16 protein-coding genes are annotated in these 16,377 nt (G+C 68.8%); 14 read left to right on the plus strand and 2 right to left on the minus strand.

Features of this window, described 5'->3' with window-relative positions:
* Nucleotides 1-4: 4 nt before the first annotated feature.
* Genes ACJ7IV_RS14715 through ACJ7IV_RS14740 form a run of 6 tightly spaced genes read left to right on the plus strand, consistent with a single transcriptional unit; the run spans nt 5 to nt 4,537 of the window.
* On the plus strand, nt 5-712 hold the full coding sequence (locus ACJ7IV_RS14715; protein ID WP_483865011.1) for a YggS family pyridoxal phosphate-dependent enzyme: 708 nt from the start codon (nt 5-7) through the stop codon (nt 710-712).
* Nucleotides 713-769: 57 nt separating this feature from the next.
* Entirely contained in the window at nt 770-1,594 is an 825-nt protein-coding gene (proC, locus tag ACJ7IV_RS14720; protein ID WP_483865012.1) for a pyrroline-5-carboxylate reductase, read from the plus strand.
* A gap of 55 nt (nt 1,595-1,649) precedes the next feature.
* Nucleotides 1,650-2,243 carry a YggT family protein gene (locus ACJ7IV_RS14725; protein ID WP_483865013.1) on the plus strand — a complete coding sequence of 198 codons (594 nt, stop codon included), beginning with the start codon at nt 1,650-1,652 and terminating at the stop codon, nt 2,241-2,243.
* Between the two features lie 46 nt (nt 2,244-2,289).
* Complete coding sequence (gene metX, locus ACJ7IV_RS14730) at nt 2,290-3,447, plus strand: homoserine O-succinyltransferase MetX (RefSeq protein ID WP_483865014.1); 1,158 nt, start codon at nt 2,290-2,292, stop codon at nt 3,445-3,447.
* Nucleotides 3,444-4,040: a methionine biosynthesis protein MetW gene (gene metW / locus ACJ7IV_RS14735; RefSeq protein ID WP_161430153.1), complete on the plus strand. Its 597-nt coding sequence runs from the start codon at nt 3,444-3,446 to the stop codon at nt 4,038-4,040. Before metX ends, metW begins: the two co-directional genes overlap by 4 nt.
* A 41-nt stretch (nt 4,041-4,081) precedes the next feature.
* Nucleotides 4,082-4,537: a DUF4426 domain-containing protein gene (locus ACJ7IV_RS14740; protein WP_483865015.1), complete on the plus strand. Its 456-nt coding sequence runs from the start codon at nt 4,082-4,084 to the stop codon at nt 4,535-4,537.
* 6 nt (nt 4,538-4,543) lie between these two features.
* On the opposite strand, the gene sfsA is transcribed toward ACJ7IV_RS14740, so the two are convergent.
* Both sfsA and ACJ7IV_RS14750 read right to left on the minus strand, forming a co-directional pair.
* Nucleotides 4,544-5,302 carry a DNA/RNA nuclease SfsA gene (gene sfsA, locus ACJ7IV_RS14745; protein ID WP_483865016.1) on the minus strand — a complete coding sequence of 253 codons (759 nt, stop codon included), beginning with the start codon at nt 5,300-5,302 and terminating at the stop codon, nt 4,544-4,546.
* Nucleotides 5,303-5,310: 8 nt separating this feature from the next.
* Nucleotides 5,311-6,471 carry a pyridoxal phosphate-dependent aminotransferase gene (locus tag ACJ7IV_RS14750; RefSeq protein ID WP_483865017.1) on the minus strand — a complete coding sequence of 387 codons (1,161 nt, stop codon included), beginning with the start codon at nt 6,469-6,471 and terminating at the stop codon, nt 5,311-5,313.
* Nucleotides 6,472-6,707: 236 nt separating this feature from the next.
* Here ACJ7IV_RS14750 and dksA point away from each other — a divergent pair, with 236 nt between their 5' ends.
* From dksA to panB, 8 genes are all read left to right on the plus strand, one after another.
* Nucleotides 6,708-7,145, plus strand: a complete 438-nt coding sequence (gene dksA / locus ACJ7IV_RS14755; RefSeq protein WP_161430149.1) for an RNA polymerase-binding protein DksA — start codon at nt 6,708-6,710, stop codon at nt 7,143-7,145.
* 84 nt (nt 7,146-7,229) lie between these two features.
* Nucleotides 7,230-8,123 (plus strand): tRNA glutamyl-Q(34) synthetase GluQRS, encoded by an 894-nt coding sequence (gene gluQRS / locus ACJ7IV_RS14760; protein ID WP_483865018.1) that lies wholly within the window; start codon nt 7,230-7,232, stop codon nt 8,121-8,123.
* Between the two features lie 27 nt (nt 8,124-8,150).
* Nucleotides 8,151-8,327: a hypothetical protein gene (locus tag ACJ7IV_RS14765; RefSeq protein WP_170293762.1), complete on the plus strand. Its 177-nt coding sequence runs from the start codon at nt 8,151-8,153 to the stop codon at nt 8,325-8,327.
* Entirely contained in the window at nt 8,317-11,250 is a 2,934-nt protein-coding gene (locus ACJ7IV_RS14770; protein WP_483865019.1) for an ATP-binding protein, read from the plus strand. Before ACJ7IV_RS14765 ends, ACJ7IV_RS14770 begins: the two co-directional genes overlap by 11 nt.
* Nucleotides 11,247-12,641, plus strand: coding sequence for a sigma-54-dependent transcriptional regulator (locus tag ACJ7IV_RS14775; RefSeq protein ID WP_483865020.1), 1,395 nt, complete (start codon nt 11,247-11,249; stop codon nt 12,639-12,641). Before ACJ7IV_RS14770 ends, ACJ7IV_RS14775 begins: the two co-directional genes overlap by 4 nt.
* Before the next feature lie 909 nt (nt 12,642-13,550).
* Nucleotides 13,551-14,960 (plus strand): polynucleotide adenylyltransferase PcnB, encoded by a 1,410-nt coding sequence (gene pcnB, locus ACJ7IV_RS14780; protein WP_483865021.1) that lies wholly within the window; start codon nt 13,551-13,553, stop codon nt 14,958-14,960.
* A complete protein-coding gene (gene folK, locus ACJ7IV_RS14785; protein ID WP_483865022.1) occupies nt 14,957-15,463 on the plus strand; it encodes a 2-amino-4-hydroxy-6-hydroxymethyldihydropteridine diphosphokinase in 507 nt (168 codons plus the stop codon). Before pcnB ends, folK begins: the two co-directional genes overlap by 4 nt.
* Nucleotides 15,464-15,564: 101 nt before the next feature.
* Nucleotides 15,565-16,356: a 3-methyl-2-oxobutanoate hydroxymethyltransferase gene (gene panB / locus ACJ7IV_RS14790; RefSeq protein WP_161430143.1), complete on the plus strand. Its 792-nt coding sequence runs from the start codon at nt 15,565-15,567 to the stop codon at nt 16,354-16,356.
* Nucleotides 16,357-16,377: the final 21 nt, after the last annotated feature.

Genomic DNA, 16,377 nt, shown 5'->3' on the forward strand with positions numbered 1-16,377 from the left:
AGACATGACGGAGCCGGTGATCTCCGAATCCCTTGCCGCCGCCCGGCAGCGCCTGGCCGATGCCCTGCAGCAAGCTGGCCGCCCGCTGGCCGATGCGCGCCTGCTGGCAGTGAGCAAGACCAAGCCCGCCGCCATGATCCGTGAGGCCTGGCACCTCGGCCAGCGCGATTTCGGCGAGAACTATGTCCAGGAAGCGCTGGACAAGCAGGACGAGTTGGCCGACCTCGCGGGCATCGTGTGGCATTTCATCGGCCCGCTGCAATCCAACAAGACCCGCGAGGTGGCCGAGCGCTTCGCCTGGGTACATAGCGTAGACCGCGTGAAGATCGCCCGGCGCCTCAACGATCAACGCCCCGAGGCGCTGCCGCCCCTTCAGGTCTGCCTGCAGGTCAATATCAGCGCCGAGGCCTCGAAGTCCGGGGTGAGCCTCGACGAGCTCCCGGCCCTGGCCGAGGCGGTGCTGGCCATGCCGCGGCTGCGGCTGCGCGGATTGATGGCGATACCCGCCCCGGCCGAGGGGCTGGATGCCCAGCGCGCCCCCCTTGCCCGGCTGCGCCAGGCCCTCGATAGGCTCCGCGAGCGCTTCCCCGAGGCGCCGCTGGACACCCTCTCCATGGGCATGAGCGACGATCTGGAGGCCGCCGTGCTCGAGGGTGCCACCCTGGTACGCCTGGGTACCGCCATCTTCGGGGCAAGACAGCGACACGAGTGACCCAACGCCGCGGCCGCCAGCGGCGGTCGCCTCAAGCGAGTGACACAGGACATTCCCATGGCAAACCGAGTCACCTTCATCGGCGCCGGCAACATGGCCGGCGCCATCATCGGTGGCATGATCGACAGCGGCTTCAGCGCCGATGCCATCACCGCCACCTCCCCCGATGACAGCATGCTGGCCCCGCTGCGCGAGCGCCTCGGCATCCACACCAGCACCGACAACGCCGCGGCGGTGGCCGAGGCCGATGTGGTCGTGCTGGCGGTCAAACCGCAGATCATGCGCGAGGTGTGCGAGGGCATGCGCGACGCCGTCCAGGCCCGCCGCCCGCTGATCGTCTCGGTGGCCGCCGGCCTGCCTGCCGAGACTCTGGAGCGCTGGCTGGGCGGCGACCTGCCGCTGGTGCGCTGCATGCCCAACACCCCCTCGCTGGTCGGCGCCGGCGCCGCCGGGCTCTACGCCAATGCCAACGTCGACGAGGCACAACGGCGCCTGGCCACCGAGCTGATGGAGGCCGTGGGGCTGGTGGAGTGGGTCGACGACGAGGGCCTGCTGGAGGCCGTCACCGCCGTCTCCGGCAGCGCGCCCGCCTACTTCTTCCTGATGTTCGAGGCCATGGAGGAGGCCGGTGCCAGGCTCGGCCTGCCCGCTGGCACCGCGCGCCGCCTGGCCATGCAGACCGCCCTCGGGGCGGCGAAGATGGCCATGGCCAGCGACAAGTCGCCGGCCGAGCTCAAGCGCAACGTGATGTCGCCCGGCGGCACCACCGAGCGCGCCATCGAGCACCTCGAGCAGGCCGGACTGCGCACCACCCTGGCCGAGGCCATGGACGCCTGTGCGGCGCGTGCCCGCGAGATGGCCGACGAACTCGGCAAGAACTGAGCAAAGGTGCAGCCATGCGCTGCGCAACTTCAAGCGAATCCTGAGGAGGGCCCTTATGGGCAGCCAACTGGGCAGCGCCGGCCTGATGCTGGTCAACACCCTGATCAATATCTATATCTTCCTGCTGATGCTGCGCTTCCTGCTGCAGGCATCCCGGGCCGACTACTTCAACCCCATCAGCCAATCGGTGGTCAAGGTTACCCAGCCGGCGGTGCGCCCCTTCCAGAGCTTCCTGGGGCCGGTGATGGGGCGCTTCGACCTGGCCACCCTGGCCACCGGCCTGGTGATCAAGGCGGTCAGCATCGTGATCATCCTGCAGATCGCCGGCTTCGGCATCCCCTCCATCGCGGGGGTCGCCATCGCTGCCGTGGCGGCGCTGGCCAACGCCATCCTCAAGATCTACTTCTTCGCCCTGATCGTGATGATCATCCTCAGCTGGGTGGCGCCCAACGCCAGCCATCCCGGGGCGCTGCTGGTCATGCAGCTGCTGGAACCGATCATGGCACCGGTACGCAAGGTGATCCCGCCCCTGGGCATGATCGACCTGTCACCGATCTTCATCTTCATCGCCATCAGCCTGATCGATGGTATCGTGGTGACCTCGCTGACCCGTGCCGCCGGGGTGGCCGGGGCCTTGGTGGGGCTCTGAGGACCGCGGCGAACCACCTCCGCAACGACTGGACACGGAAGGACTGATGCCCGAGATCGCACGCGACTCGGTCGGCCTGGTGACGCCCCAGACGGCGCACTTCGACGACCCCCTGGACCTGGCCTGCGGCATGACGCTGCCGGCCTACGACCTCGTCTACGAGACCTACGGCACCCTCAACGCCGAGCGCTCCAACGCCGTGCTGATCTGCCATGCCCTCTCGGGCCACCACCACGCGGCCGGCTACCATACCGCCGAGGAGCGCAAGCCGGGCTGGTGGGACGCCCATATCGGGCCGGGCAAGTCCATCGACACCGAGCGCTTCTTCGTGGTCTCGCTCAACAACCTGGGCGGCTGCCATGGCAGCACCGGCCCGGCCAGCACCAACCCGGGGACCGGGCGTCTGTGGGGCCCCGAGTTCCCGATGATGACCGTGGGCGACTGGGTGCACAGCCAGGCCCGCCTGGCCGACCGCCTGGGGATAGAGCGCTTCGCCGCGGTGATCGGCGGCAGCCTTGGTGGCATGCAGGCCCTGCAGTGGACCCTGAGCTACCCGGAGCGGGTCGCCAGCGCCGCGGTGATCGCTGCCACCCCCAAGCTCTCGGCCCAGAACATCGCCTTCAACGAGGTGGCGCGCCAGGCGATCCGCTCCGACTCCGAGTTCCATGACGGCTGGTACGCCGAGCACGACGCCATCCCCCGGCGCGGGCTCAAGCTGGCACGCATGGTGGGACATATCACCTACCTCTCCGAAGACGCCATGGGCCACAAGTTCGGCCGCGACCTGCGCAGCGACGACCTGAACTTCGGCTTCGACGTGGAGTTCCAGGTGGAGTCCTATCTGCGCTACCAGGGCGACACCTTCTCAACCTCCTTCGACGCCAACACCTACCTGCTGATGACCAAGGCGCTGGACTACTTCGACCCGGCCTCCATTCATGGCGGCGACCTGGCCCGCGCCCTGGCCCCGGCCCAGTGTCCCTTCCTGGTGGTCAGCTTCACCACCGACTGGCGCTTCCCGCCCTCGCGATCCCGGGAGCTGGTCGACGCCCTGATCCGCGCCGGCAAACCGGTCAGCTATGCCAACATCGACTCGAGCCACGGCCACGACGCCTTCCTGATGCCCGAGCCACGCTACCAGGCGGTGTTTGCCGCCTTCATGTCACGGGTGGCTCGGGACCTGGGCCTGGAGGAACGCCCATGAACCGCCCGGACTTCAAGCGGATCCACGAGTGGGTACCGGCCGGCGCCCATATCCTCGACCTGGCCTGCGGCGACGGCACCCTGCTCGACGCCCTGGCCCGCGACAAGGGGGTCACCGGCTACGGCCTGGAGATCGACCCCGACGGCATCACCGCCTGCATCGCCCGGGGCGTCAACGTCATCGAGCAGAACCTCGATGACGGGCTGGCCAATTTCGACGATGGCGCCTGCGACCTGGTGGTGATGACCCAGGCCCTCCAGGCCCTGCGCCGCCCCGACCGTGCCCTGGACGAGATGCTGCGGGTTGCCGGCGAGGCGATCATCACCTTCCCCAACTTCGCCTACTGGCGGCATCGGGTCCACCTGGGCATCCGCGGCTACATGCCGGTCTCCAAGTCGCTGCCCCACGCCTGGTACGACACCCCCAACATCCACCTGTCGACCTTCAACGACTTTGAACAACTCTGCCGCGACAAGGGTCTGATCATCGTCGACCGGGCGGTGGGCATCGGCGATCACGAGGGGCACTGGACCTCGCGGTGGTGGCCCAACCTGTTCGGCGAGATCGCGATCTTCCGGGTCACCCGCGGCTGACCCGGAATCGACCGGAGATTGACGGCAAGAGAGGGAAGACGATGAAGCGAGGCATCCTGAGCGCCCTGCTGGCGGGCGCACTGACGCTGCTGGCGGGACAGGCCACCGCCCAGCAGTACGAGCAGGTAGGCGACGTCCAGATCCACTACAGCGCGGTGACCACCAGCTTCCTGCCCGAGGCGGTGGCCCGCGAACACCAGATCCAGCGCAGCCCGGCGATGGCACTGCTCAACATAAGCGTGCTCGAGGAGCGCGAGGACGGCACCACCCGCAGCGTGCCCGCCCGGGTCGATGGCCGGGTCGGCAGCGTGGCCGAGGATGACGACGGCCGGCCGCTGAGCTTCCGCACCCTGCGCATCGGCGACACTCCCTCCCAGGTGGCGGTATTCCGCATCGACGATGACGAGCCGATGCGCTTCGACCTGGAGGTTTACCACGACCGCAACGCCGAGCCGGCCCGCGTGCGTTTCATCCAGCGCTTCTATATCGACCGCTAGCACGCCTTACGCGGTGAAGCGCCGCTCCAGATCCACCGGCAGCACCTCGCCCAGGTGGATCGCCACCGGCCGCTTGCCCTCGCGCCGGATCTCGCAGCGCTGCGCCAGCACCTCCACACCGCGTGTTGCTGCCTCGCGCAGCGCCCGGGCATAGGCGGGATCCAGATGCTCGGCCGGCGCCACGGCATCGATCCCCTCGTGGGCCACGCAGAACAGCAGTACCGCACGCTGCCCCGCCTCGGCCAGGTCCATCAGCACCTCCAGATGCTTCCTGCCGCGTTCGCTCACCGCGTCGGGGAAGTAGCCGTGCCCGTCGGGCTCCCTGAGGGTCACCTGCTTGACCTCCACGAAGGCCGTGCCGCGCTCGGGGTCGTCGAGGCGAAAATCGAGCCGCGAGGCCTTCTCCCCCGCACAGGCCACCGGCGCTTCGCGTCGCAGCTCGGCATAGCCGGTCAACGATGGCACCCTGTCGGCGCGCAGCGCCTCCTCGACGATGCGGTTGGCGCGCCCCGTCTGTACCGAGGCCATGGCCAGGCGGCCGTCGGGCTGGGGCAGCTCGATCAGCTCCCAGGTCCAGGCCAGCTTGCGCTTCGGGTTATCGCTGGGCGACAGCCACACCCGGCAGCCCGGCACGTTCACCCCTCGCATGGAGCCGGTATTGGGGCAATGGGCCACCACCTCGCGGCCATCGTCGAGGCGCACATCGGCCAGGAAGCGCTTGTAGCGACGCAGCAGGGTGCCGGGCAGCAGTTCGGGATAGTCCATGTGGCTCCTTACTGGCGCGCCAGGAAGCGCTCGAGGCGACTCACCGCCTCCTCTAGGCGTTCGACCCCGGTGGTGAAGGCGATGCGCACATGGTGCTCACCGCCCTGCAGGGCGAAGTCGATCCCCGGAGTAATGGCCACGTTCTCCTCCTCCAGCAGGCGCCGGCAGAAGGCCTGGCTGTCGTCGCTGTAGCGGGAGATGTCGAGCCACAGGTAGAAGGCCCCCTGGGGCGGCAGCGAGGGCGCCAGGCCGAGCCGCGCCAGCCCGGCCAGCAGGGCATCGCGGCGCCGGCCCAGCTCGGCCCGACGCTCCTCGAGAATGCCCCGAGTCTGCGTGGTGAAGGCCGCCAGGGCGGCGTGCTGAGCCGGGGTCGGGGCGGCCAGGAAGACATTCTGGGCCAGCCGCGTCAGCGGCTCCACCGCCTCTTCCGGCGCCAGCAGCCAGCCCAGTCGCCAGCCGGTCATGCCGAAGTACTTGGAGAAGCTGTTGACCACGAAGGCGTCCGGCGTGATCGACGCCACCGAGAGTGGCTCGAGGTCATAGCAGAGCCCCTGGTAGATCTCGTCCACCAGCAGGTGGCCACCCCGCGCTGCCACCGTCTCGGCCACCGCCGCCAGCTGCCCCGCATCCAGCATATGGCCGGTGGGGTTGGAGGGCGTGGCGAGCATCGCCAGGCGGGTGGCGTCGTGCCAGTGCGCTGCGACCAGCTCGGCGTCCAGCTGCCAACCGCTTGCCGGCCCCACCGGCACGGCATCCACCTCGGCCCCGGCCAGGGCCATGAAGTGGCGGTTGCAGGGGTAGTTGGGGTCCGCCATCAGCACCCGGTCGCCGGGGCCGGCCAGCAGCTGGCTGGCGAGCAGCAGCGCCCCGGAGGCACCGGGGGTGACCAGGATACGGCGCGGGTCGACGGCGGCACCGAAGTGCTCGGCATAGTGGCCAGCGATCGCCTCGCGCAGGGCGGGCAGCCCGGCCGCCGGCGTGTAGCGGGTGTGCCCCGCCGCCAGCGCCGCCTGTCCAGCGGCGACCACCGGCTCCGGGGTCGCGAAGTCCGGCTCGCCCACCTCCAGGTGGATCACGTCATGGCCGGCCGCCTCGCGGGCCTGGGCGGTTTCCAGCAGGCTCATCACCCGGAAGGGGGCAACCTGGTCGATGCGCGGGCTCCACGCCATGGCAGGACTCCTGTCGGTAGGCCAGTACGCCGGGGAGCCAGGGCCCCGCGGCGTGGTCAAAAGATGGTGTCATCGAAGGCCCTAGTGTAGCGACTTTGGTGGCAGGATCGCAGCCAATGGCGTGCCCGAGGTTGCAACCCCGCGCCTTTTCGGCTAAACAAGCATGCCTTTGGCGTGAGATACCTTGCATCGCAGCGGGTATTGATCAGCAGTCACTCAAGTAACGAGGCAGTCCCATGCCAGTAGCCGACAAGAAAACGGAAGCGCCCAAGAAGTTCACCCCCTACGAACCGGCGGCGGGTGAAGAGTACATGAACGAGGCGCAGCTGGAGCATTTCCGGCAGATCCTGCTGGGCTGGAAGCAGGAGCTCATGGAGGAGGTCGACCGTACCGTGCGCCACCTGCAGGAGGAGGCGAACAACTACGCCGACCCGGCCGACCGCGCCACTCAGGAGGAGGGCTTCAGCCTGGAGCTGCGCACCCGGGATCGCGAGCGCAAGCTGCTCAAGAAGATCAACGAGACCCTCGAGAAGATCGACGAGGACGACTACGGCTTCTGCGAGGCCTGTGGCGTCGAGATCGGCATTCGCCGGCTGGAGGCCCGTCCCACGGCCACTCTGTGCGTGGACTGCAAGACGCTGGCCGAGCTCAAGGAAAAGCAGCTAGGCGGCTGATCCAGGCATGCCGATGGCCTGGCCGACCCTCCGTGACGGGCACCCCTGGGTGCCCGTCCGCGTATCCGCTGCCCGGAGCCGCCCATGAGCCACTACCGCGGACGCTTCGCCCCCACCCCCTCCGGGCCGCTGCACTTCGGCTCGCTGGTGGCGGCCCTGGCCAGCTACCTGGATGCCCGCCGCGCCGGGGGCGAGTGGCTACTGCGCATCGAGGATATCGATCCGCCGCGCTGCCCGTCCGGCGCCGCCGACGCGATCCTGCGCCAGCTGGAGGCCTTCGGCCTGCACTGGGACGGCCCGGTGCTCTGGCAGCACAATCGCGGCGACGCCTACCAGGCCGCCCTCGAGCGGCTGACCGCACTGGGCCTCGCCTACCCCTGCGGCTGTTCACGCAAGCAGTGGCGCGACTTCTCCATCTATCCCGGCTGGTGCCGAGAAGGCGTGCGCGAACCCGACAAGCCGGTGGCCTGGCGGCTGCGCAGCGACCTGGGGCTGAGCCCGGTGGTATGGCAGGACCGCCTGTTCGGCGAGCAGTGCTTCGACCCGGCCGAGCTCGGCGACGTGGTGCTCAAGCGCAAGGATGGCCTGTGGGCCTATCAGCTCGCCGTGGTGGTGGACGACGCCGACCAGGGCATCAGCGACGTGGTGCGCGGCTTCGACCTGCTCGACAATACCCCCTGGCAGCGCCAGCTGCAGCACGCCCTGGGCTATCCCGAGCCGCGCTACCTGCACCTGCCGCTGATCACCGGCGAAGGCGGCCAGAAGCTCTCCAAGCAGAACCTGGCACCGGCCCTGCCCACCGGCGATGCCGCGGTGCGCCCGCTGCTCCACGCCGCCCTGGCAGCGCTGGACCAGGCCCCACCAGACGCCCTGGCCACCGCCCCGGTGGCCGAGCAGCTTGCCTGGGCCCTGGAGGCCTGGTCGGTGGCACGCATCCGCCCGCTGGCCGAGCGCCCGCTCACTGACACGCCGGGGTAACGGCGCGCTGAAAGAGAAGGAGGCTCCATGTACGTCTATCGGCTGATGCTGTTCCTGGTGCTTGGTGGCTACCTGCTCTCGCCGCTGATCATGAGTGGCTGGGCCACTCCCGGCGTCGCCTGGTACCGTCCCTTCGTCATCTGGGGCGTGCTGATCGCCCTGACCGTGTGGCTTGAGCAGAAGAGGAAGCTCGATGAACGCTAGCCTGGCGACCATGCTCGGCGTGGGGGCCGGCTTCCTGCTGCTGCTGTGGCTCTGCGCCCTGGCCGTGGATCGCGGCTGGATCCCTACGCGCATCACCCGCCACCCGCTGGTCTACGCCCTGGCGCTGGGAGTCTACGCCAGCGCCTGGGCGATCTATGGCAGCCTGGAGCTGGCCGCCACCTCCGGCTACGGCTACCTGACCTACTACCTGGGCGTGGCCGGTGCCTTCCTGCTGGCGCCGGTGCTGCTGGTGCCGATCCAGCGCATGGTACGCACCCATCAGCTGGCTTCCCTGGCCGACCTCTTCGCCTTCCGTTATCGCTCGCGCTGGGTCGGCACCCTGATCACCCTGGTCAGCCTGCTGGCGGTACTGCCGCTGCTGGCGCTGCAGGTGCAGACCATGGGCAACGCCATCTACCTGATGACCGGCGCCGCCTCGCCGGCAACGCTGGCGCTGGTCTTCTGCGTGCTGCTGGCGCTGTTCGACATGACCTTCGTGGGGCGACGGCGCATCGACGGCCAGCACGACAGCCTGCTGGCGGTGATGGCACTCTCCTCGCTGATCAAGCTGTCCGCCATGCTGGGCCTGGGTGCCTTCGCACTGTTCGCCGTGTTCGAGGGTCCCGCCGACGTCCAGGCCTGGCTCGAGGGTCCTGGCCAGGCCTTCCAGGCCAGCGTGGTCCAGACCGACCCGGCGCACTGGCGCTCGCTGCTGCTGCTGTTCTTCGCCGGCCTGTTGATGCCGCACATCTTCCACCTGGTATTCACCGAGACCCGATCGCGTCACACCCTGCTGCAGGCCAGTTGGGCACTGCCCCTGTTCCTGCTGCTGATGGCGCTGCCGGTGCCACTGATCCTGTGGGCGGGCCAGCGCCTGGGCGCCGATGATCCCTTGGGTACCGCCTACCTGGCGTTCGGCCTCTCCGAGTCGGTGGCACTCCAGGCCCTGGCCTTCCTTGCTGGCCTGGCCGCCACCAGTGCCACCACGCTGCTGATCGCCCTGGCGCTGTCGGGCATGCTGGTCAACCATGTCTTCCTGGTGGCGCACCCTCCCGAGGCCCACCAAGACCTCTACCGCTGGTTGCGCTGGCTGCGCCGCGGACTGGTCGCCGCCGTGGTGCTCGGTGGCTGGCTGTTCTATCGCATCGTCGGCGTGCACCACGACCTGACCAGCCTGGGGCTTGCCGCCTTCGTGGGCATGGCGCAATGCCTGCCCGGCCTGCTGGCCCTGCTCTACTGGCCGGGTGCCAACCGGCGGGGCATGCTGGCCGGGCTGGCCAGCGGCATCCTGGTGTGGCTCGCCGGGCTGTGGCTGCCGCTGCTGACCGGACTGCCCGCCCTGGTGATCATTCCTCCGGGACTCGAGGCGCTGGCCGGCGAGCCCGCCTGGTATGCGGTGACCCTGGTCTCGCTGGCGAGCAACGCCCTGGTGTTCATCGTGGTCTCCCTGGCCACCCCGACCTCCGAGGGGGAGCGCGCCGCCGCCGAGGCCTGCTCGGTGGACGCAGTGATCCGCCCCAAACGGCTGCCGCTGGAGGCCGCCAACGGCGAGGAGTTCAAGTCGCACCTGGCACGCGCCCTGGGCGAGTCGGTGGCGGCCCGCGAGGTGGATCGCGCCCTGGATGACCTGGGCCTGTCACCCCTGGACGGCCGCCCCTATGCACTGCGCCGGCTGCGCGACCGCCTGCAGGCCAACCTCTCAGGGCTGATGGGTCCCTCGGTGGCCCAGGACATCGTCGACCGCTACCTGCCCTACCGTCAGGATGGTCCCAGCGCCACCGAGGACATCCACTTCGTGGAGAGCCGCCTGGAGGCCTACCGCTCGCGGCTCACCGGTCTCGCCCGGGAGCTCGACGGCCTGCGCCGCTATCACCGCCGCACTCTGACCCGGCTACCGGTGGGGCTGTGCGCCTTCGGCGAGGATGGCGAGCTGCTGATGTGGAACGACGCCCTGGCCCGGCTCTCGGGCATCGAGGGCGGCGGTGTGGTCGGCGCACGGCGCGAGAGCCTGCCTGCCCCCTGGGGCGAACTGCTGGGACGCATCATCGCGGAGCCCGGCAGCCACCTCTACAAGCAGCCGGTCAGCCTGGACGGCACCACACGATACCTGAGCCTGCACAAGGCCGCCCTGGAGGGCAACGACAGCGAACCCGGCGGCATGGTGATCCTGGTCGAGGACCACAGCGAGATGAAGTGGCTGGAGGACGAACTGGTCCACGCCGCCCGCCTGGCCTCCATCGGCCAGCTGGCCGCCGGCGTGGCCCACGAGATCGGCAATCCCATCACCGGCATCTCCTCGCTGGCCCAGAACCTGCGCTACGAGACCGACGACCCCGAGGTGCTGGAAACCACCGAGCAGATCCAGCAGCTCACCGACCGCGTCTCACGCATCGTCTCCTCGCTGGTGGGCTTTGCCCATGGCGGGCGCCACCTGGCCGGCCGCGAGCTCGCCCCGGTTGCCATCGCCGAGGTGGTCGACGAGGCCATCCACTTGATCCACCTCGCCCGCTCGAGGGAGGATGTGCGCTTCGACAATCGCTGCCCGGCGGCGGAGCGCATCGAGGGCGATGCCCAGCGCCTGCTGCAGGTGATAGTCAACCTGCTGGGCAACGCCCGCGACGCCAGTGGCCCGGGGGATGGCGTGACCATCGAGGCGGTCCCGGAGGGCGCGGGGCTGAGGATCAGCGTCACCGACGAGGGGGCCGGTATCGACCCCAGCGTGCGCGACCACCTCTTCGAGCCCTTCACCACCACCAAGCCCCCCGGCGAAGGCACCGGCCTCGGCCTGCCGCTGGTCTACAGCATCGTCGCCGAGCACCACGGCAACCTGGAGGTCGAATCTCCACCACCGGGACGCGAGCGTGGCACCCGCATCAGCCTGTGGCTGCCGCGCCACCAGAAGGAGGGTGAAACACCCCGATGAGCCGGATCCTGATCGTAGAAGACGAAGCCATCATCCGCCGCGCGCTGCGCCGCCTGCTCGAGCGCCACGACTACCGGGTCGACGAGGCAGGCTCGGTCGCCGATGCCATGGGCCTGGATCCGCAGCGCTTCGACCTGGTGATCAGCGACCTGCGCCTGCCGGGCGAGCCTGGTACCGAGCTGATCGCCCGCGCTGCTCCGGTGCCGGTGCTGATCATGACCAGCTATGCCAGCATGCGCTCGGCCGTGGACGCGCTCAAGCTGGGTGCCGTGGACTATGTGGCTAAGCCCTTCGACCACGATGAACTGCTCGAGACCGTGGCCCGGGTGCTCCACCAGCAGGGCAGCCTGCGCGCCGAGCCCCCCGACGTCGCCGAACCCGATGGCCAGGCGCGGCCGATGATCGGCCACTGCGAGGCGATGCAGCGAGTCTATTCGCGGATCCGCAAGACCGCCCCGGCCGATGTTACCGTGCTGATCCAGGGGGAGTCCGGCACCGGCAAGGAGCTGGTGGCCCGCGCCCTGCACCAGCAGAGCAAGCGCGCCCAGGCGCCGCTGATCTGCGTCAACTGCGCGGCGATTCCCGAGACGCTGATCGAGTCGGAGCTGTTTGGCCACGAGAAGGGCGCCTTTACCGGGGCCAGTGCGGCCCGTACCGGCCTGGTGGAGGCCGCCGACGGCGGCACCCTGTTCCTCGACGAGATCGGCGAACTGCCCCTGGACGCCCAGGCGCGGCTGCTGCGCGTGCTGCAGGAGGGCGAGATCCGCAAGATCGGCTCGGTGGAGACCCGCCACGTCGATGTGCGCCTGATCGCCGCCACCCACCGTGACCTCCAATCGCTGTCGAAGACCGGCGAATTTCGCCTCGACCTCTACTATCGCCTCAACGTGATGCAGATCGACCTGCCGCCCCTGCGCGAGCGCGAGGACGATGTGCTGCTGATCGCCGACGCCCTGCTGGAGAAGGCCTGCCGGCGCCATGAGCGCGAGGGGCTGCGCCTCTCCCGGGCCGCACGCGAGGAGATTCGCCACTACCCCTGGCCCGGCAATGTACGTGAGCTGGAGAACGCCCTGGAGCGCGGCGTGATCCTCGCCGAGGGCCATCTGATCCACCCCGATGACCTGGGCCTCTCCGCGGCCGGCGGGGCCCCGGCGATGGCTCGACGCCCTACCCCACCCCCGGAGGCACCCGCGGACGACAAGGAGGAGAGCGCACCCGAGGACGACCTCTCCCTGGAGGACTACTTCCAGCACTTCGTTCTGGAGCATCAGGACCAGATGAGCGAGACCGAGCTGGCCCAGAAGCTCGGCATCAGCCGCAAGTCGCTCTGGGAACGGCGCCAGCGACTCGGCATTCCCCGCAAGAAGAGCCCCCGCCGCAGGGCCGACTGATTCCTGACCACCCCCGCTGACCAGGCCACGACCACCCTTCGCCCGGCCAGGGCGTGATCGAAGCGAGGCACCTTCGACCAAGGTGCAAGAGCTCTCTCCTGGCCTCCTGTCGACGCCCGGGGGCAGCTTCCGGGCCAGCCACGCACCATTTGTTACCGTCCCACACAGACAGGGCCCCAACACGGTGCCATCCGGGTAACACTCACCCCCGCATCCGACGGCATCCTTTTTACCACCTTCCGTAACCAGCTGAATAAATAGGAAAAACCAAAGCCTGGCATGCCGTCTGCTATATAAAAGGGCAAGAAAAACAAGTTCCGGCGTCATCCGCTGCCCGCCACAACAACAACAGCGCAGCCCGGATGGCAGACGCCCACCACAACAATGCCAACAGCGTGGGCGAGTGCCGCTACAGGCACGAGACCAACAAGAACAACTGAATGACGTGCCCGGCCCCTCGGCCCCAACAACAACAGCAACCCGAGGCACCGGAAGACTCAGGACGCGACGCGCCAGCCACGCCCACAACAAGAACAATGGGCAAGCGAGGTGCACCCCCGGAAACAATACCAAGACGCCGGGGGAAGGCAGGTTTTCTGCCGTCGTGGTTGGATTATTGTTTTGAATACGAGGCGGTTACCCCCGGGAGCGCCAACAAGGATAACAACACTGCTTGCCTGTACTCCTTGGTGACTGTGGTGCGTATTCAAGGCGATGTGCCATCACGAAGAAGAACCAGCAGCAGGGATGCTGCACCGTTGCTTGAGGGGGAGGCCATCGGCCTCCCCCTTCTACGTGTGGCCGCTCGGCAGGCGCCCTGCGCTATGCAAGCTTACGGGGGTCCGCTACACTCAATGCTTTTATACGCTTTCCACGAGCTTTCTCCGCCTTGCGAGTCGATATCGCCGCATGTTCAAAGGATTTACCCGTTTTCTGCAGAGCCCCGGCGAGAGCCTGAAGTCGCTGTTCGGTACCGAGGCCGCCGCCGGCGTGCCCGAGGTGCGCGTCATTCCCCGCGAGGAGCACCCGGTATCGCGCCAGCACTTCAGCGATGCCGCCCTCAAGGTCCTCTATCGGCTGCATAACGCCGGCTTCGAGGCCTATCTGGTCGGTGGCTGCATCCGCGACTCCCTGCTGGGACGCATGCCCAAGGACTTCGATGTCGCCACCGACGCGACGCCGGAGGAGGTCAAGGGGCTGTTCCGCAATTCGCGGATCATCGGTCGCCGCTTTCGCATCGTCCACGTGCGCTTCGGCCGCGAGGTGATCGAGGTCACCACCTTCCGCGGCAAGCCCGGCGACGACCACGCCGACCATATCGCCCAGCAGTCCGACGACGGCCTGCTGCTGCGCGACAACGTCTGGGGCAACATCCAGGAAGATGCGCTGCGCCGCGACTTCACCATCAACGCCCTCTATTACAGCATCGCCGACTTCTCGATCCACGACTTCGCCAACGGCGTTCGCGACATCGAGGTGCGCACCCTGCGGCTGATTGGCGACCCGGCGACCCGCTATCGCGAGGATCCGGTGCGCATGCTGCGTGCCGTGCGCTTTGCGGCCAAGCTCGACTTCCAGCTGGCCCCGGACAGCGAGGCGCCGATCCGCGAGCTCGCCCCCCTGATGCTGCAGATTCCCCCGGCGCGTCTCTTCGACGAGGTGCTCAAGCTGTTCATGGCCGGTCACGGCGTCGAGACGTTCCGACTGCTGCGACACTACGGCCTGTTCGAGATGCTCTTCCCCGAGGCCGCCGAGGCCATGGACGAGCTGCCCTGGGCCGAGCGCCTGGTCGAGGAGGCCCTGGCCAGCACCGATCGACGCATCCTCGAGGAGCGCCCGGTAACCCCGGCCTTCCTGTTTGCGGCCATGCTGTGGGGGCCGGTGGTGCAGCGCCAGGCCGAACAGGAGGCCAGGGGCCTGCCGCCGATCCCGGCGCTGCAGGCCGCGTCCCAGCAGGTGGTCTCGCGCCAGCTCCAGCACGTGTCGATCCCCAAGCGCTTCAGCCTGCCCATGCGCGACATCTGGGACCTCCAGCAACGCCTGCCGCTGCGCCGCGGTCGCCGGGTGTTCCAGACCCGCGAGCATCCGCGTTTCCGCGCCGCCTATGACCTGTTGCTGCTGCGCGAGGCGGCCGGCGAACTCGAGCCCGGACTCGGCGACTGGTGGACCGCCTTCCAGAAGGCCGATGAACACGAACAGGCCCGCCTGCTCGACAAGGCCGGCGCCAACCCCGCCGGTAGCGGCAAACCCGGCCGCAAGAAGCGGCGCCGCCGGCGCAAGCCGCGCCGCGACAACGATGGCGGCAGCCCCGAGGCATGAGCGTGCAGCGCGCCTGGATCGGCCTGGGCAGCAACCTCGAGGATCCCGAGGCGCAGGTCGCCCGGGCCCTCGAGGCACTCGACCGGCTGCCCCTGACGCGTCGCACCGCCGCATCAAGGCTGTATGCCAGCCGCCCCGTCGGCCCCCAGGATCAGCCCGACTTCATCAATGCCGTGGCCTGCGTGGAGACCCGCCTCTCGCCGCTGGCATTGCTCGACCAGCTACAGGCCCTGGAGCAACGCCACCGGCGGGTCCGCAGCCGCCGCTGGGGGCCCCGCACCCTCGACCTGGATCTGCTACTGTTCGGTGACAGCACCCTCTGCCTGCCGCGCCTGACGGTACCGCACCCGGAGATGACCCGGCGCGCCTTCGTGCTGGTGCCGCTGCTGACGGTGGAGCCGCGGATGCGGCTGCCCGATGGCCGGCGGCTGGCCGACCTGGAGGCGGCGCATCCCGACGCAGCGACACTGCGAGTGTTACCCAGCGGGGTCAATGGACGATAAGTGTTACCCATCGACACAACGCGGCCTTTCAGGTAACAATCGCGGGTTACACGGGCCGGCCCCCGCGCCGCGACCCGACGTCACAAACGAGAGAGCACGCCATGAAACCCATCACCCTGAGCACGCTGCAGGCCTACAAGCGCGCCGGTGACACCTTCAGCTCCCTGACCGCCTACGACGCCTCCTTCGCCAGGGCCGCCAGCGATGCCGGCATCGAGGTGCTGCTGGTGGGCGACTCCCTGGGCATGGTCCTGCAGGGCCACGCCAGCACCCTGCCGGTCACCCTGGAGGAGATCTGCTACCACACCCGCTGCGTGGCCCGTGGCAAGGGCGCTAGCCTGCTGATGGTCGACCTGCCCTTCATGGGCAATGCCAGCACCGAGCGCCTGCTGGAGAATGCCGGTGAGTTGATGCGAGCCGGGGCCGAGCTGGTCAAGGTGGAGGGCGAGGCGTGGATGGCCGACGGGATCCGTGAGCTGACCCGCCGCGGCGTGCCGGTGTGCGCCCACCTGGGCCTGACGCCACAGACCGTCTACCAGCTGGGCGGCTACAAGGTGCAGGGGCGCGATGCCGATCGCGCCAGCCAGATCCTCGAGGACGCCCGCACCCTGGTCGAGGCCGGCGCCTCGGTCATCCTGCTCGAGTGCGTGCCGGCGAGCCTGGGGCGCGCCATCACCGAGGCCCTCGATGTACCGGTGATCGGTATCGGTGCCGGCCCCGACACCGACGGCCAGATACTCGTCATGCACGACATGCTTGACGTCACTCCTGGTCGCAAGCCCCGCTTCGTCAAGAACTTCATGGCCGAGGCCGAGGACATCCACGGCGCCTTCCGTCGCTATCACGAGGACGTCAAGGCCCGGCGCTTCCCCGCCGAGGAGCACTGTTTCTAGATTCGAGTGTTAAATACGGTA

The organism is Halomonas sp. C10-5 (genome assembly GCF_057169305.1).

Bases quoted from the DNA above. Each gene is read 5' to 3' on its own strand.
- dksA (WP_161430149.1), top strand. From the start codon at position 6,708: ATGCCAGTAGCCGACAAGAAAACGGAAGCGCCCAAGAAGTTCACCCCC.
- ACJ7IV_RS14725 (WP_483865013.1), top strand. From the start codon at position 1,650: ATGGGCAGCCAACTGGGCAGCGCCGGCCTGATGCTGGTCAACACCCTG.
- gluQRS (WP_483865018.1), top strand. From the start codon at position 7,230: ATGAGCCACTACCGCGGACGCTTCGCCCCCACCCCCTCCGGGCCGCTG.
- pcnB (WP_483865021.1), top strand. From the start codon at position 13,551: ATGTTCAAAGGATTTACCCGTTTTCTGCAGAGCCCCGGCGAGAGCCTG.
- ACJ7IV_RS14750 (WP_483865017.1), bottom strand. From the start codon at position 6,471: ATGGCGTGGAGCCCGCGCATCGACCAGGTTGCCCCCTTCCGGGTGATG.
- proC (WP_483865012.1), top strand. From the start codon at position 770: ATGGCAAACCGAGTCACCTTCATCGGCGCCGGCAACATGGCCGGCGCC.
- sfsA (WP_483865016.1), bottom strand. From the start codon at position 5,302: ATGGACTATCCCGAACTGCTGCCCGGCACCCTGCTGCGTCGCTACAAG.
- metX (WP_483865014.1), top strand. From the start codon at position 2,290: ATGCCCGAGATCGCACGCGACTCGGTCGGCCTGGTGACGCCCCAGACG.
- ACJ7IV_RS14740 (WP_483865015.1), top strand. From the start codon at position 4,082: ATGAAGCGAGGCATCCTGAGCGCCCTGCTGGCGGGCGCACTGACGCTG.
- ACJ7IV_RS14765 (WP_170293762.1), top strand. From the start codon at position 8,151: ATGTACGTCTATCGGCTGATGCTGTTCCTGGTGCTTGGTGGCTACCTG.
- ACJ7IV_RS14775 (WP_483865020.1), top strand. From the start codon at position 11,247: ATGAGCCGGATCCTGATCGTAGAAGACGAAGCCATCATCCGCCGCGCG.
- panB (WP_161430143.1), top strand. From the start codon at position 15,565: ATGAAACCCATCACCCTGAGCACGCTGCAGGCCTACAAGCGCGCCGGT.
- folK (WP_483865022.1), top strand. From the start codon at position 14,957: ATGAGCGTGCAGCGCGCCTGGATCGGCCTGGGCAGCAACCTCGAGGAT.
- ACJ7IV_RS14770 (WP_483865019.1), top strand. From the start codon at position 8,317: ATGAACGCTAGCCTGGCGACCATGCTCGGCGTGGGGGCCGGCTTCCTG.
- ACJ7IV_RS14715 (WP_483865011.1), top strand. From the start codon at position 5: ATGACGGAGCCGGTGATCTCCGAATCCCTTGCCGCCGCCCGGCAGCGC.
- metW (WP_161430153.1), top strand. From the start codon at position 3,444: ATGAACCGCCCGGACTTCAAGCGGATCCACGAGTGGGTACCGGCCGGC.